The 15380-nt window shown below is 67.5% G+C and carries 12 protein-coding genes; 3 read left to right on the top strand and 9 right to left on the bottom strand.

What is annotated here, in order from left to right:
* Positions 1-24: 24 nt before the first annotated feature.
* Positions 25-972 carry an ROK family glucokinase gene (locus tag QMG61_RS07340; protein WP_283493687.1) on the bottom strand — a complete coding sequence of 316 codons (948 nt, stop codon included), beginning with the start codon at positions 970-972 and terminating at the stop codon, positions 25-27.
* A gap of 176 nt (positions 973-1148) precedes the next feature.
* Here QMG61_RS07340 and QMG61_RS07335 point away from each other — a divergent pair, with 176 nt between their 5' ends.
* The gene (locus tag QMG61_RS07335) at positions 1149-2981 is read left to right on the top strand and encodes an AMP-dependent synthetase/ligase (RefSeq protein ID WP_283493686.1); all 1833 of its coding nucleotides are present in this window, start codon (positions 1149-1151) and stop codon (positions 2979-2981) included.
* Between the two features lie 13 nt (positions 2982-2994).
* Here QMG61_RS07335 and QMG61_RS07330 read toward each other — a convergent pair whose 3' ends face one another.
* The 3 genes from QMG61_RS07330 to QMG61_RS07320 all read right to left on the bottom strand — a co-directional run bounded on the left by QMG61_RS07330 (position 2995) and on the right by QMG61_RS07320 (position 8429).
* Positions 2995-3486, bottom strand: coding sequence for a peptide deformylase (locus QMG61_RS07330; protein ID WP_283493685.1), 492 nt, complete (start codon positions 3484-3486; stop codon positions 2995-2997).
* A gap of 77 nt (positions 3487-3563) precedes the next feature.
* Entirely contained in the window at positions 3564-4988 is a 1425-nt protein-coding gene (locus QMG61_RS07325; RefSeq protein WP_283493684.1) for a MinD/ParA family ATP-binding protein, read from the bottom strand.
* 36 nt (positions 4989-5024) lie between these two features.
* Positions 5025-8429, bottom strand: coding sequence for a pyruvate carboxylase (locus QMG61_RS07320; RefSeq protein WP_283493683.1), 3405 nt, complete (start codon positions 8427-8429; stop codon positions 5025-5027).
* A gap of 77 nt (positions 8430-8506) precedes the next feature.
* Here QMG61_RS07320 and QMG61_RS07315 point away from each other — a divergent pair, with 77 nt between their 5' ends.
* A complete protein-coding gene (locus tag QMG61_RS07315) occupies positions 8507-9313 on the top strand; it encodes a ParA family protein (protein WP_283493682.1) in 807 nt (268 codons plus the stop codon).
* 57 nt (positions 9314-9370) lie between these two features.
* Here the strand turns inward: QMG61_RS07315 and QMG61_RS07310 are convergent, their stop codons facing one another.
* From QMG61_RS07310 to ku, 5 genes are all read right to left on the bottom strand, one after another.
* On the bottom strand, positions 9371-9922 hold the full coding sequence (locus tag QMG61_RS07310) for a MerR family transcriptional regulator (protein WP_283493681.1): 552 nt from the start codon (positions 9920-9922) through the stop codon (positions 9371-9373).
* A gap of 174 nt (positions 9923-10096) precedes the next feature.
* On the bottom strand, positions 10097-10795 hold the full coding sequence (gene ftsR / locus QMG61_RS07305; protein WP_283493680.1) for a transcriptional regulator FtsR: 699 nt from the start codon (positions 10793-10795) through the stop codon (positions 10097-10099).
* Positions 10795-11208 (bottom strand): FHA domain-containing protein, encoded by a 414-nt coding sequence (locus QMG61_RS07300; protein ID WP_283493781.1) that lies wholly within the window; start codon positions 11206-11208, stop codon positions 10795-10797. Before QMG61_RS07300 ends, ftsR begins: the two co-directional genes overlap by 1 nt.
* An 85-nt stretch (positions 11209-11293) precedes the next feature.
* Entirely contained in the window at positions 11294-11911 is a 618-nt protein-coding gene (locus QMG61_RS07295) for a CDP-alcohol phosphatidyltransferase family protein (protein WP_283493679.1), read from the bottom strand.
* A 48-nt stretch (positions 11912-11959) separates the two neighbouring features.
* On the bottom strand, positions 11960-12826 hold the full coding sequence (gene ku, locus QMG61_RS07290) for a non-homologous end joining protein Ku (protein ID WP_283493678.1): 867 nt from the start codon (positions 12824-12826) through the stop codon (positions 11960-11962).
* Between the two features lie 68 nt (positions 12827-12894).
* Between ku and QMG61_RS07285 the strand changes: the two genes are divergently transcribed.
* Entirely contained in the window at positions 12895-15375 is a 2481-nt protein-coding gene (locus tag QMG61_RS07285) for an ATP-dependent DNA ligase (protein WP_283493677.1), read from the top strand.
* Positions 15376-15380: the final 5 nt, after the last annotated feature.

Below are 15380 nucleotides of genomic sequence, written 5' to 3'. Positions count from 1 at the left end.
GCTCCCTCCGTTGGTGTCCTGAGCCTACTTCGTAAAAACGTGCTTCCGTGCGAGGTCGGCCGCGCCGACCACACCGGCGTCGTTCACGAGCTGGGCGATGGCGAACTCGGCCTCCGGGTGGAAGCCCCGTGCCGGGAGGTGCTCCAGATATGCGGCGCGGATCGGCTCCAGCAGCAACTCGCCGGCGTCGGCGACTCCCCCGCCGAAGACGAAGATCTGGGGGTCAAGAACGGCCGCGAGGCTGGCGCAGGCCTGGCCGAGCGAGCCGCCCAGCTCGCGGAGCGCGGCCAGCGCCCCACTGTCGCCCTCCTCGATCAGGCGGCCGACATCCTTGCCGGTGAGCTTGCCCTTTCCCTTTCGCGCCGTGGCGAGGCCCTGGCCGATTCCGCCGGCGTCGGCGAGTTCGTTCGCGATCCGGAGCAGGGCACGGCCCGAACCGTACTGCTCGATGCACCCCTTCGCACCACAACCGCAGGCCCGCCCGTCCGGGACGACCCGCAGGTGACCCAGCTCCGCTGCGCAGCCGAAGCCGCCGCGGAAGAGCCGGTTCTCGGAGATGATCGCGCCGCCGACGCCGGTGCCGATGGTGAGCATGACCATATCGCTGTAGAGCTGCCCGGCACCGAAGGAGAACTCGGCCCAGCCGGCCGCGTTCGCGTCGTTCTCGATCAGGATCGGCATGTCGAGCCGGGCCTCGAGCGTGTCCCGGAGCGGCTCGTGGCGCCAGTTGACGTTCGGACCGTAGTAGACGACCGACTGGGCTGCGTCGATGAACCCCGCCGCGGCGATCCCCGCCGCGATGACCTCCTCGCCCTCGGCGAGACCGGTGATCATTTCCACGACGGCATCCTCGATGCCGCGCGGGTCGCTCGCGGTGGTCGGGCGGCGATCGGAGCGGATGATCGTTCCGAATTCGTCGACCAGAGCTGCGGCGATCTTGGTGCCACCGATATCGATCCCAATCGCGTGCACAGCGGACTTCTTTCGTCGGTTTGGCCGGGCGGAAATGGCGCCGCCGGCCAGTCAGAGACGGTCGGGCGTGCCCTTTAGAGTGTAGTGAATCAGTACGCCGTCAGGCGAAACGTCCGCGACCGCCGTTTCACGCGGATAGAGTGGGCGCACAGCCCGTCGGTGCCAAAGGAGATACCGTGAAACAGTTTGACCAGCCCGCGATCGTCCCCGTAGACCCTGCAGCCAATGTCACAGACCTCTTGGCCGCTCGCGTTGCGGCCACGCCGGAGTCCGTTCTTTTCTCCCTTCCCGTCAACGGCCAATGGGCCCCGGTCACGACCGCGGAGTTCCATCGACAGGTGGTGGCGCTGGCGAAGGGATTCGTCGCTGCCGGCATCGAGCCCGGTGACAAGGTCGGCCTGATGTGCAAGACCCGGTACGAGTGGACGCTCATCGACTTCGCCGTGTGGTACGCCGGCGCCATCCTCGTTCCGGTCTACGAGACCAGTTCGCCCACCCAGATCCAATGGATCCTCGGCGACTCCGGCGCCAGCGCCGTGATCCTGGAAACCGCCGACCACTTCTCGCGGTTCGACGAGGTGCACCCTGACCTGCCGGGCATCAGCACCGTCTGGCAGATCGGTCTGGGTGACCTCGACAAGCTCGTCGCCGCCGGCTCCGACGTGACGGATGCCGAGATCGAACGCCGCCGAAACCTCGCCGTGGGCGACGACATGGCCACCCTCATCTACACGTCCGGTTCAACCGGTCGTCCGAAGGGTTGCGTGCTCACACACTCCAACTTCGTTGAGACGACCCGCAACGCCGCCGTCGCCCTCAAAGAGGTGCTCGAGGATGAGCACGGAGCCTCGACGCTGCTGTTCATCACGACCGCACACATCTTCGCCCGCTTCATCTCCGTGCTCTGCGTGCACGCCGGCGTCCGCGTCGGCCACCAGCCGGACACCCGCCAGCTGCTGCCCGCGCTCGGCTCGTTCAAACCGACGTTCCTGCTCGCCGTCCCCCGTGTCTTCGAGAAGGTCTACAACTCGGCCGAACAGAAGGCAGAGGCCGCCGGCCGCGGCAAGATCTTCGAGGCTGCGGCGCAGATCGCCGTTGACCACTCGATGGCCGTCGACCAGGGAAAACCGGTCCCCCTGATGATGAAGATCAAGTTCGCCATCTTCGACCGCCTCGTCTACAGCAAGCTGCGTGCCGCGATGGGCGGCAACGTCAAGTACGCCGTCTCCGGATCCGCACCGCTCGGGGCACACCTCGGCCACTTCTACCACAGCCTGGGAATCAAGATCCTCGAGGGCTACGGCCTCACCGAGACCACGGCACCGACGAGTGTCGGCCTCGCGACCAAGTTCAAGATCGGTACCGTCGGCCCGCCCCTGCCCGGCGTCTCCGTGCGGATCATGGACGACGGCGAGATCGAGGTGAAGGGCGTCAACGTCTTCAAGGAGTACTGGAAGAATCCGGAGGCGACGAACGCCGCCTTCGATGACGGATGGCTCCGCACCGGTGACATCGGTGACTTCGACGCAGAGGGTTTCGTCACCATCACCGGGCGCAAGAAGGAGATCATCGTCACGGCCGGCGGCAAGAACGTCGCCCCGGCCGCGCTGGAAGACCCGATCCGCTCCAATCCGTTGGTCGGGCAGGTCGTCGTCGTCGGCGACCGCAAGCCGTTCATCGCCGCCCTGATCACGCTCGACCCCGACATGCTCGCGGTCTGGCTGAACAACAACGGCGAGGACGCCGGCATGTCGCTGGCCCAGGCGGCCGTGAATCCGACGGTGATCGCCGAGGTGCAGCGCGCCGTCGACCACGCCAACGACCACGTCTCCCGCGCCGAGTCGATCCGCAAGTTCATCGTGCTCACCACCGAACTCACCGAGGAGAACGGGTATCTCACCCCGAAACTCAGCATCAAGCGGGAACTGATTCTCAAGGACTTCACCCACGCCATCGAGGGCATGTACGCGGGGGCTCCGATCACCGAGAGCAACCCGCTGCCCGGCTAAACCGCAGGCGGGCTCAGAACCAGGTGGACTCGCGGATCTCCTTCATGGCGGCCCGCCGGTTCTCCTTGTCCAGGCGGTCGAGGTAGACGAGCCCGTCGAGGTGATCGGTCTCGTGCTGGAGCGCCTGCGCCATGATGCCGGTCCCGGAAAGTTCGACCGGGTTTCCCTCGAGGTCGATTCCGGTGACCCTGGCGAACGGGAACCGTTTGGTCGGGTACCAGAGGCCGGGTACCGACAGGCAGCCCTCCTCCACCAGCTCGGGCTCACCGGTCACCTCGGTGAGGACCGGGTTGAGGATGTAGCCGATCACGCCATCGACGTTGTAGCTGAAGGCGCGCAGGTTGACGCCGATCTGGGACGCGGCGACGCCGGCCCGCCCCGGCAACCGGACGCTGTCGACCAGGTCGTCCACGAGGCCCCTGACCCGGGAATCGATGATCCCGATCGGGTCGGAAACGGTCTTGAGTACGGGATCTCCGAATAGACGGATCTGGCGCTCGGGCACAGGGATGACTCCAAACGGTTGGTGCGGTGATTGCGGTGGGTGAAAAGCGCCGGTTTGCGCGCGGTCAGTTCGTTCGGTCAGCTGGCACGGTTGGCCGGGAGACCCTCGACCACGAGCGCCGCGAGGGTTCGTGCCGCGAGTTGGGTGATCGGTTTGAGGTCCTGATAGGAGATGACGCTCCCGGCGGCAAGCTGCGGGTCGTACGGGATCCGCACGATCTCCCGCACCCGGGAGCGGAAGTGCGACTCAATCTCCTCGAGCTTGACCAGGTTGGTGCCCTGGGTGGCCGTATTGAGAGCGACGATGGCGTTGCGCACGAGGTCGCCGTAGCCGTTCGCCTCGAGCCAGGTCAGGGTCTCTGAGGCGAGCCTGGCCTCGTCGACGCTGCCGCCGGAGACGATGACGATCGAGTCGGCGCGCTGCAGGGTGGCCCGCATCACCGAGTGCACGATCCCGGTGCCGCAGTCGGTGAGCATGATCGAGTAGTAACGCGCCGCGAGGTCGGCGACGACGTTGTAGTCGTTCTCGTCGAAGGCCTCGGAAAGCAGCGGGTCGGTGTCCGAGGCGAGGATGTCCAGACGAGTGGCATCGCGGGAGACCAGCGCGGAAAAGTCGGTGAAGCCGCCGATTGACGCGGCCTTGGAGACCACATCGCGCACCGTCGACCTGGTCTGCTTGCTCACCCGTTCGGAGAGCGTTCCCCGGTCGGGGTTGGCATCCACTGCGATGATCCGGTCCTCGCGGGCATCGGCCAGCGCCATCCCGAGCAAGGCCGTGACGGTTGTCTTGCCGACTCCGCCCTTGCGGGTGAGGATCGGCACAAACCGGGTTCCGCCCTCGAAGTCGCGACGGATTCGCTCGTCCATCGCCTGGTGGGCGCGTACCTTCGCCGAATCGCCGAGGTTGACCAGGTGCAGCGTCGCCGCGTAGACGAAGCTGTTCCAGGTGCCGTGGGGCGGCGGCTTGGTCTTGCGGTTGACGGCGAGCAGACGATCCGAGGTGAGCATGGACGCCGATTCCGGCGCCGGTCCGCTCTCCGTGCGCAGGCGTTCACGGCGCGAGTGCAGCGCCGCGGCGTCGTTCGCGTTCCCCTGCTGCGCGGCCACGGCTCCGGTGGCGGGAGCCGACCTGGTCCCACGGGGAATTCCCGACGTGCTGATCTCGATCGTGTGCGTGGTCGGCTGCGCGTCAAGGTTCCTGGCCAGGCCGGCCGCGGCCGGACGCCCCGCCGCCGCCGGGCGGTCGGAGACGGAGGCATCCGTGCGCCCGTTCGGGTGTCGTGGGTTCGGGTTTCGGAGGTTCGGGTTCGTCAGGTTCGGGTTCGTCAGGTTCGGGTTCGTCAGGTTCGGGTTGCCTCCGCTGAGGCTCCCCGGAAGTGCCGCCGCGAGATTCGTAATCGTGTGCGGCGGCAATTCGCTGTGGTATTCGTCGTCCGGGATGCTGCCGGGTTCCAGGTCGGGCTCCTGGCCGGAGACCTCGCCGCCTGCGCGCTTATCTGACAAAAGATCAGTCCCTTCGTCGATAGATCGGCCCCAATCCTAGCGCGGTCGCACCACCACGAGCAGATCGCCCGCATCGACCTGCTGGGTCTTGGGAATGGCGACCCGGTCGATGACCCCGCTGATCGGAGAGGTGATGGCCGCTTCCATCTTCATCGCCTCAATCGAGGCCACGCTCTGCCCGGCCTCGATTGTGTCGCCTTCCTCGACCTGCAGGGTGACCACCCCGGAGAACGGGGCCGCAACCTGGCCCGGCAGATTCGCATCCGCTTTCTCCGCCGCCCTGGTGCTGACCGTGATGCTGCGGTCGCGGACGAAGACGGGGCGCAGCTGCCCGTTGAGGGTCGTCATGACCGTGCGCATGCCCTTGTCATCGGCCTCGCTGATGGCTTCGAGGCCCACGTACAGGCGCACTCCCCGCTCGATCTCCACGGCGTGCTCCGTGCCCTGCTGGAGGCCGTTGAGGTAGTCGACCGTGTCGAGTACCGACAGGTCCCCGAACAACTCGCGGATCTGCTCGTACTGGCGGGTCGGAGCGGGGAAGAGCAGTTGGTTGAGCATGGCCCGGCGGGTCAGACTGTCCTTGCCGAGCGCCTCGCGTTCCTCCGCGGTGAGCTCGGTCACCCCGACCCGGACGTTGCGCCCGGCCAGGACCTTGCTGCGGAAGGGTTCCGGCCAGCCGCCGGGCAGGTCGCCCAACTCGCCGGCCATGAATCCGATCACGGAGTCTGGCACGTCGTAGTTACCGGGGTTCTCCGCGAAGTCGGCCGGGTCGGCGCGCACAGCCGCGAGATAGAGCGCGAGGTCACCGACGACCTTGGACGACGGCGTGACCTTCGGCACGCGGCCGAGGATGTCGTTCGCCGCGGCATACATGTCCTCGATCAACTCGAAGTCGTCGGCCAGGCCGAGCGCGACCGCCTGGGTGCGCAGATTGGACAGCTGGCCGCCGGGGATCTCGTGGGTGTAGACCCGGCCGGTCGGGGCGCGGAGGCCCGATTCGAAGGGGTGGTAGACCCGGCGCACGTCTTCCCAGTAGGGCTCGAGGTCGCAGACGGCCTTGAGCGAGATGCCGGTGTCGCGTTCGGTGTGCTCGAGGGCGGCGACGAGCGACGATGCAGAGGGCTGGCTGGTGGTGCCGGCCATCGGGGCGCTCGCGACGTCGACCGCGTCGGCGCCCGCGCGCGCCGCGGCAAGCAGCGTCGCCAGTTGGCCGCCCGGCGTGTCGTGCGTGTGCACGTGCACCGGCAGGTCGAATCGGTCCCGGAGGGCGCCGACGAGCTTTTCGGCGGCCGCGGGGCGGAGCAGGCCGGCCATGTCCTTGATCGCCAGGATGTGCGCGCCGGACTCCACGATCTGCTCGGCGAGTCGCAGGTAGTAGTCGAGCGTGTAGAGGCTCTCGGCCGGGTCGAGCAGGTCGCCCGTGTAGCAGAGCGCCACTTCGGCGACACTCGTGCCGGTCGCGAGCACCGCGTCGATCGCGGGCCGCATCTGGGACACGTCGTTGAGCGCGTCGAAGATCCGGAAGATGTCCACGCCGGTGTCGGCGGCCTCGCGCACGAACGCGTGGGCCACTTCGACCGGGTACGGCGTGTAACCGACCGTGTTGCGCCCACGGAGCAGCATCTGCACGTTGATGTTCGGCAGGGCCTCTCGCAGCGACGCGAGGCGCTCCCACGGGTCTTCACCGAGGAAGCGGAGGGCAACGTCGTAGGTCGCACCGCCCCAGGCCTCGATCGAGAGGAGCTCGGGGGTCATCCGCGCCACGTACGGGGCAACGGCGACGAGGTCGCGTGTGCGCACCCGGGTCGCCAGCAGCGACTGGTGCGCGTCACGGAACGTCGTGTCGGTGACGGCGAGGGCCGTCTGCGCCCGCAGGTCGGCGGCGAAGCCGGCCGGGCCGAGCAACTGCAGGCGCTGGCGCGAGCCGGCGGGGGCCGGCACGGACAGGTCCAGCTTGGGCAGCTTCTCGGTCGGGTTCAGCAGCGTGATCGGCACGCCGTTCGGCTTGTTCACGGTGACGTCCGCGAGCCAGTTCAGGATCTTGGTGCCACGGTCCTTGGACGGCCGGCCCCGGAGCAGTTCCGGGCGTTCGTCGATGAAGGAGGTGCTCAGGTTGCCCGCGGCGAAGTCGGGGTCGTCGAGCACGGCCTGCAGGAAGGAGACGTTCGTCGACACGCCGCGGATGCGGAACTCGGCCAGGGCCCGCTTGGAGCGGGTCACCGCGGAGGTGAAGTCGCGGCCCCGGCAGGTGAGCTTGGCGAGCATCGAGTCGAAGTGCGGGCTGATCTGCGCGCCCGGGTTGATGGTTCCACCGTCCAGGCGAACACCGGCGCCGCCGGGCGAACGGTAGGTGGTGATCTTGCCGGTGTCCGGTCGGAAGCCCATGGTGGGGTCCTCGGTGGTGATCCGGCATTGCAGGGCCGCCCCGCGCAGCTGGATCTTGTCCTGGGTCAATCCGAGTTCGGAGAGCGTCTCCCCCGCGGCGATGCGGATCTGGGCGACGACGAGGTCGACATCCGTCACTTCCTCCGTGACGGTGTGCTCGACCTGGATCCGCGGGTTCATCTCGATGAACACGTGCTGCCCGGCCCGTTCGCCGACGGTGTCGAGCAGGAACTCGACGGTGCCGGCGTTGACGTAGCCGATCGACTTCGCGAAGGCGATCGCATCGGCGTACAGCCGTTCGCGGATCTCGTCCGAGAGGTTCGGCGCGGGGGCGATCTCGATGACCTTCTGGTGCCGCCGCTGCACGGAACAGTCGCGTTCGAACAGATGGACGGTGGCGCCCGTGGTGTCGGCGAGGATCTGGACCTCGATGTGGCGCGGCCGAAGCACGGCCTGCTCGAGGAACATGGTCGCGTCGCCGAAGGCGCTGCTGGCCTCCCGCATCGCCTCTTCGAGGGAGCCGCAGAGCTCACTCATCTTGGCGACACGGCGCATCCCGCGCCCGCCGCCGCCGGCGACGGCCTTCGCGAAGAGGGGAAAGCCGATCTCCTCGGCTGCGGCGATCAGTTCGTCGACGTCGAGGGACGGCGCGCTTGACCCCAGCACCGGCACGCCGGCAGCGATGGCGTGTTCCTTGGCGGTGACCTTGTTGCCGGCCATTTCGAGCACCTGCTCGCCCGGGCCGATGAAGGTGATGCCGGCGTCGCGGGCGGCGAGAGCCAGTTCCGGGTTCTCGGAGAGGAAACCGTAGCCGGGGTAGATGGCGTCGGCGCCGCTCTCCTTGGCCACCCGGATGATCTCACTCACGGTGAGGTAGGCGCGCACCGGATGCCCGGGCTCGCCGATCTGGTATGCCTCATCCGCCTTCAAACGGTGCAGCGAATTACGGTCCTCGAAGGGGAACACCGCGACCGTCTTTGCACCGAGTTCATAGGCCGCACGAAACGCGCGAATCGCGATTTCGCCGCGGTTGGCAACAAGAATTTTCGTGAACATACAGACCTTTCGAGCGTGGAGCCGCACACAGCTGACGGTTAGGTTCTCCCAGACTAGTGAAGGTAACGTATGTACTTGTGCACGTACTTAGCGTTAGTTCCCTCAAGGGAGGAGTAGGCAAGACCACGGTGACCCTTGGTCTGGCGTCTGCTGCCTTCGCCCGCGGCGTGCGAACCCTGGTTGTGGACATTGATCCCCAGTCGGATGTCTCGACCGGATTGGACATCGAGGTGAGCGGCCATCTCAACATTGCCGACGTGCTCGCGTCGCCCAAGGAGAAGGTCGTTCGGGCCGCCATTGTGCCCAGCGGGTGGACCCGCGGCAGGCAGGGCACCATCGACGTGATGATCGGCAGCCCGTCCGCGATCAACTTCGACGGGCCGCACCCCAGCATCCGGGACATCTGGAAGCTGGAAGAGGCGCTCTCCACGGTCGAGAAGGACTATGACCTGGTTCTGATCGACTGCGCCCCCTCACTCAACGCGCTCACCCGCACCGCCTGGGCCGCCAGTGACCGTGTCGCCGTGGTCACCGAGCCCGGACTGTTCTCCGTCGCGGCCGCCGACCGCGCCCTCCGCGCGATCGAGGAGATCCGCCGTGGCCTCAGCCCGCGCCTCCAGCCGCTCGGCATCATCGTCAACCGGGCCAGGACCGCCTCGCTCGAGCACCAGTTCCGGATCAAGGAACTCCGCGACATGTTCGGCCCGCTCGTGCTCAGTCCGCAGCTTCCGGAGCGCACGTCGCTCCAGCAGGCGCAGGGTGCCGCGAAGCCGCTGCACACCTGGCCGGGCGACAGCGCGCAGGAGATGGCGCGTTACTTCGACCAGTTGCTCGAACGGGTGCTGCGCACCGCGCGAATCGGCGAGTACGCCGAACAGCGCTAGACGCCGAGGACAGACCGTAGAGCCGCAGGCTCTCTCCCCGAACGTTTGGGGTGACGCTCAGGAGACCTTGCGGTTGGTCCGTCGCGCGGCGAGCTCGTCGGAGGGATCGACGGCCTGGGTGTCCAGTTCGACCAGGCTGGTCTCGACCTCACGCAGCACCTTACCGACGGCGATCCCGAAGACCCCCTGGCCCCGACTGACGAGATCAATGACCTCGTCGTTGGACGTGCACAGGTAGACGCTCGCGCCGTCGCTCATCAGGGTGGTCTGGGCGAGATCGTTCACGCCGGATTCGCGCAGCTGGTTGACGGCCGTGCGGATCTGCTGGAGCGAGATGCCGGTGTCGAGAAGGCGCTTGACCAGCTTGAGGACCAGGATGTCCCGGAACCCGTACAGACGCTGGGATCCTGAGCCTGCGGCGCCGCGCACCGTCGGCTGGACGAGTTCGGTGCGTGCCCAGTAGTCGAGCTGGCGATAGCTGATGCCTGCGGCCCGTGCGGCGACGGCACCACGGTAACCGGAGTGCTCATCGAGCTCCGGCATGCCGTCGGTGAAAAGGAGACCGAGTCCGTAACGGGAGGCGTCGTCACGTTGATTGAGCTCACTCATACGATCGCCTCTCGGGGGTGGTTGCGATACCGATGATCGCTGTGTCAACGCTACCGAGGCGAACGGCCCTGATCAATGACATCCGGCCGAACAAATCGGCGTGTCGGATGGAAGGAGGTTGAGGGCCCTGCCCCGCCGGACTCCGGGAGCCTGCGTCGCTCCCCAGTGTACGGCTTATTTGGTGAGGCGCCCGAGCGCGGACCGGATCAGGCTGCCGCGAATGACCTCGAGCTGGCCGGCGATCTCGACGGCCATTTCGGCGGCTTTTGCCCGGCTGGACGCGTCCTTGCGCCGTGCGAGCGGCACCAGGGCGCTCTCGATCAGGCCGAGTTCGCGTTCGGCCGCACCGCGGAAACCACGAAGGTGGCGCGGCTCGATGCCGCTGCGCTGCAGTTCGACGAGGGCACGCAGCACTCCGAGCGCGTCATCCCCGTAGACGTCCGCCGGGAGGATGATCGACGCGGAGACGGCGTCGTGCAGCAGACTTGCCGCCGCACCCGCCTCGCGCAGGAGTTCGTCCCGGCTCAGCCGACGAACCGTGGAGAGCATCGATGGGCCGGGGGTCACCCCGCCGGGGAGCGTGGGTGTCAGACCGTTGTCGAGGTCTACCAGGTAACCGCGGATGACCTTCAACGGCAGGTAGTGATCGCGCTGCATCGAGAGGATCAGCCGTAGGCGGTCCAGGTCCCCGGCGCAGAACTTGCGGTACCCGGATTCGGTTCGAGCCGGGGAGACCAGCTTCTGCTCCTCGAGGAAGCGCAGCTTGGATGGCGTGAGTTCGGGGAACTCGGGAGTCAACCGGGCGAGAACCTGCCCGATGCTGAGGAGTGACGTCGCGCCCGGTTGCCGTGCCTGGGCGGAGGACGCCGGCACTAGTCGCTCGCCAGTGGCGAAAGGTCGAGCCGCGAAGCGTAGAACGTGAGCCGGAACTTGCCGACCTGAACCTCGGCACCGTCGTGCAGCAACGCCGAGTCGATCCGCACACCGTCGAAGTAGGTGCCGTTGAGCGACACGAGGTCCTTCACCTCGAACTTCCGGCCGTGACGGAGGAATTCGGCGTGCCGCCTGGAGACGGTGACGTCGTCGAGGAAAATGTCGGCGTCGGGGTGACGCCCCGTGGTGGTCACGTCGGCGTCCAGCAGGAACCGTGCCCCGGAGTTCGGCCCGCGCCGCACCACCAACAGGGCCGAGCCGGACGGGAGGGCCGCGATGGCCTCCTGCTCCTCCGTCGTGACATCGCCGTCGAGTGCGGCCAACTGGGCCGCGAACTCCTGGCCGAACGTCATCGTCGTGTCGGTGTTGGAATAGTTTTCAGGCACGCCTTCGTGCTGGGGTTCATTCGTCTTTTTGGAATCAATCACCGGACACCTCCTAGTCCTCCAGCGTATCGGATCGGCCGGGCGATTTTGCCCCGGTAAGCCGAATCACCCTGACGGCTTCTATTGCGTAGATTATGCCCGCCCACCAGTAAAGAAAGGCTCCCCAGATCCCGAATGCCCAGCCAAGAGGATCCGACCACCAGGCCAGCATCGGGAAGGCCTGGCCGAGCATGATCATCGGCAGCGCGTAGAACAGGCAGAAGGTGGCCAGCTTGCCCAATTGGTGCACGGGGAGCGGCCCGAAACCGAAATTGGCGAGGACGACCCCGACGCCGAGCAGAAAGACGTCCCGGCCGACGACGACCAACACGATCCACCAGGGCACGAGGTCCCTCGAGGCCAGTCCGAGCAATGCCGCGAAAATGTACAGACGGTCCGCAGCCGGGTCGAGCAGCTGGCCGAGTCGGGTGACCTGGTCGTACCGTCTGGCGAGGAACCCGTCCAGGTAGTCGGAGACTGACGCCACGACGAGCACGAGCAGGGCCCAGCAATCCTCGCCTCGGATCAGCAGGACGAGGAAGACCGGAACAAGGACCAGTCTCAGCATGCTGAGGAGATTGGGCAGCGTGAGCACCCGCGAACTCACCTGTCGTTCCTCTGCCGTACTCACAAGTCCCGAGTCTAGCGAGGCGTCCCGTGATCCTGGCGCGGCGCCCCGTCAAAGCCCGGCCGTGCCGGTTCGGGCCTCCGCGCCGCCGCGACCGCGCCGCCCACTTTCGCCGGTTTCCGCCCTGGCCCGGCTGCGCTCCACGCTGCGCCGGAGGGCCTCCATCAGATCGAGTACTTCTCCGCCCTCGCTCTCCGCGTCTCCCGGACCATTTCCGAAGGTGACGCTGGTCTCGACCGCGTCACCCGCCGCGAGCCTGGCCTCGATCAGTTCCCGCAGCTGGTCCTGATACTCGTCCCGGAAATCGCCCGGCTCGAAGTCTGCGGCGAACGATTCGACCAGGGCGGCCGACAGTTCCAGCTCCTGCGCCGAGATCCGCACGTCCTCCTCGAGCGAGGGGAACTCCGCCGACCGGATCTCGTCCGCCCAGAGCAGGGACTGCAGCAGCAGCACATCGCCGCGCACGCGGAGAGCCCCGAGCCGGGTCTTCTGCCGCAGGGCGAAACGCACGATCGCGGTGCGGTCGGTGGCCTCCAGCGCGTGACGCAGCAGCACATAGGCCTTCGGGGATTTACCGTCCGGTTCGAGGTAGTAGCTGCGCTCGAAGATCATCGGGTCGATTTGTTCGCTCGGCACGAATTCGACCACGTCGATCTCCCGGCTCCGCTCGGCCGGGAGCGAGGCGAGGTCGGAGTCGGTGAGGATCACCGTGCTCTCGCCGTCGTCCCACGCCTTGTCGATGTGGGCGTAGTCAACGACCTGACCGCAGATCTCGCACCGGCGCTGATAACGGATGCGCCCGCCGTCCTGGTCATGCACCTGGTGCAGCGCGACGTCGTGGTCTTCCGTCGCGCTGTAAACCTTGACGGGCACATTGACGAGTCCGAAGGTGATCGCGCCCTTCCAGATCGATCTCATGCTCCCAGTGAACACCGCTTGGCGGCGGCGGGCTAGCCGGAAACCGGGCCTGCGGCCATGCTGGAGCCATGAACCAGCGCCCGGACCGCTCGGCCGCCGGCCAGGTCGTCACGGTCGGTGGCCACCGGATCACGCTCACCAGCCTCGACAAGGTGCTCTACCCGGAGACCGGCACCACCAAGGCGGACGTGCTCGGCTACTACGCGGCGGTCGCGGACGTGCTGATAGCCCATGCCGCCAACCGGCCGGCGACGAGGAAGCGATGGGTGCACGGTGTCGGCACCGCCGCGGAGCCCGGCCACTCGTTCTTCCAGAAGAATCTCGACTCGTCGACCCCGAGTTGGGTGGCCCGCAGATCGATCGCCCACTCCGACCACGAGAACGTGTATCCCCTCGTCAACGACCTGGCCACGCTGACCTGGCTCGGCCAGATCGCGGCGCTCGAGCTCCATGTTCCGCAATGGCAGTTCGGCAGGGACGGGCAGCCGCGGAATCCGGATCGGCTCGTGCTCGACCTCGACCCGGGCGAGGGCGTCACCCTCGCCGAGTGTGCGGACGTGGCGAGGCTGGCCAGGGCCATCCTCCGCGATATGGGACTCGAATCGTTCCCGGTGACCAGCGGGAGCAAGGGCATCCACCTCTATGCGGCCCTGGATCTCAGCCACACCTCCGACCAGGTGTCCGCGGTCGCGCATGAACTGGCGCGCGCGCTCGAGGCAGACCATCCCGGCCTCGTGGTCAGCGAGATGAGGAAGTCCAGGCGCGCGGGTCGGGTCTTCGTGGACTGGAGCCAGAACAACGCCGCGAAGACCACGATCGCGCCGTACTCCCTTCGCGGCACCCTGCTGCCGACGGTTGCCATGCCCCGCACCTGGAGCGAGCTGGCCTCCCCCGGCCTCAGCCAGGTCGACTACCGCCAGGCGATGCACCGGGTGGAGCGCAACGGCGACGCCTTGGCGGGCCTGCTCGCCGCCCACCCCGGCTTCCCCGCCGACGTCGGTGGCGACGCGGACCGGGGACGTGTCGGATCCGACCGTCTGGCCGACTACCGGAGCAAACGGGACGCCGCACGGACACCGGAACCGGTGCCCGCAGCGGTCACCGGGTCATCGGACGGCCGCAGCTTCGTGATCCACGAACACCATGCCCGAAACCTGCACTACGACCTGCGGCTTGAGCACGACGGGGTGTTGGTCTCCTGGGCGCTGCCACGGGGCGTTCCGACCGAGCCGACGAAGAACCGTCTCGCGGTGCGGACCGAGGACCACCCACTCGAGTACGGCGCGTTCGAGGGAGACATTCCGGCCGGGGAATACGGCGCCGGTACGGTCAGGATCTGGGACAGCGGCCGCTACGACCTCGAGAAGTGGCGCGACGATGAGGTGATCGCGACCCTGCATGGCGAGCCCGGCGGGGGTCTCGGTGCGCCCCGTCGATTCGCCTTGATCCACACCGGGGGTCCGGACCGGGCAGAGTCGAACTGGCTCATTCACCTGATGAAGGCGACGAGGACGCCCCGCCGGAACAGCTCCACGACCAGCTCCACGACCAGCTCCGCCGCCCGCCCCTCGACTCGGTACTCCCCCATGCTCGCCACGCTGGGCTCCGCGAACAATCTGATGGCCGGGGATGGCACGGCGGGAGATGGTTCGGCGGTAGATAGTACGGAATGGGCCTTCGAGATGAAGTGGGACGGCATCCGGTTGCTCGCCTACGTCACCGCCGGCGATCCCACACCGACGGTGCGCCTGGTCACCCGGAACGGCAATGACGTGACTGCTTCCTACCCCGACCTGGTGCGCGACCTCCCGGCCGCGATCACGGCCGATTCGGCGGTTCTCGACGGCGAGGTCGTCGTCCTCGATGACGCCGGTCGACCGAACTTCGGTCTGCTGCAGAATCGGTCTGGTGCGACGCCGGTGAGCTACCTTCTCTTCGACGTGCTCGAGCGGGATGGCCATGACCTGACCGGACAGCCCTATTCGGCCCGTCGTGGGATCCTCGACGAGGTGGTGCCAGGCGGCAACCGGATCCAGGTTCCGTCCGTATTCGACGGTGCCGCGCTGGCCGCGATCCGCTCCAGCCGGGAACTCGGTCTGGAAGGAATCGTGGCGAAACGACTCGACGGCGGCTACGAATCGGGACGCAGGTCCGCGTCCTGGGTCAAGATCAAGCACCATTCGACCCAGGATGTCGTGATCGGCGGGTGGCGTCCGGGAAAGGGAAACCGGGCCGGCACGATCGGCTCGCTGCTGGTCGGCATCCCGGATGCCGGCTCGCTGGCCTATATCGGACGGGTGGGCACCGGTTTCCGGGACCTGGACCTGGACCGGATCCTGGAGCGACTCCGGCCGCTGGACGCCACGGAGAGCCCCTTCGCCGATGTTCCCACGGTCGACTCCGCCGACGCTCACTGGGTGCGGCCGCTCCTGGTCGGCGAGGTTGAGTTCGCGGAGTGGACCGGCGCGGGCCGTCTCCGGCACCCCGTCTGGCGCGGCTGGCGCCCGGACAGGTCACCCGCCGACGTCGCCAGGGAAGTTTCCCGGTAGCGGGC

The sequence above is a fragment of the Cryobacterium sp. PH31-AA6 genome (genome assembly GCF_030063195.1).
Taxonomy (GTDB): domain Bacteria; phylum Actinomycetota; class Actinomycetes; order Actinomycetales; family Microbacteriaceae; genus Cryobacterium.
The sequence above is the reverse complement of the archived record's forward strand: the minus strand, read 5'-3'. Positions and strand labels throughout refer to the sequence as shown.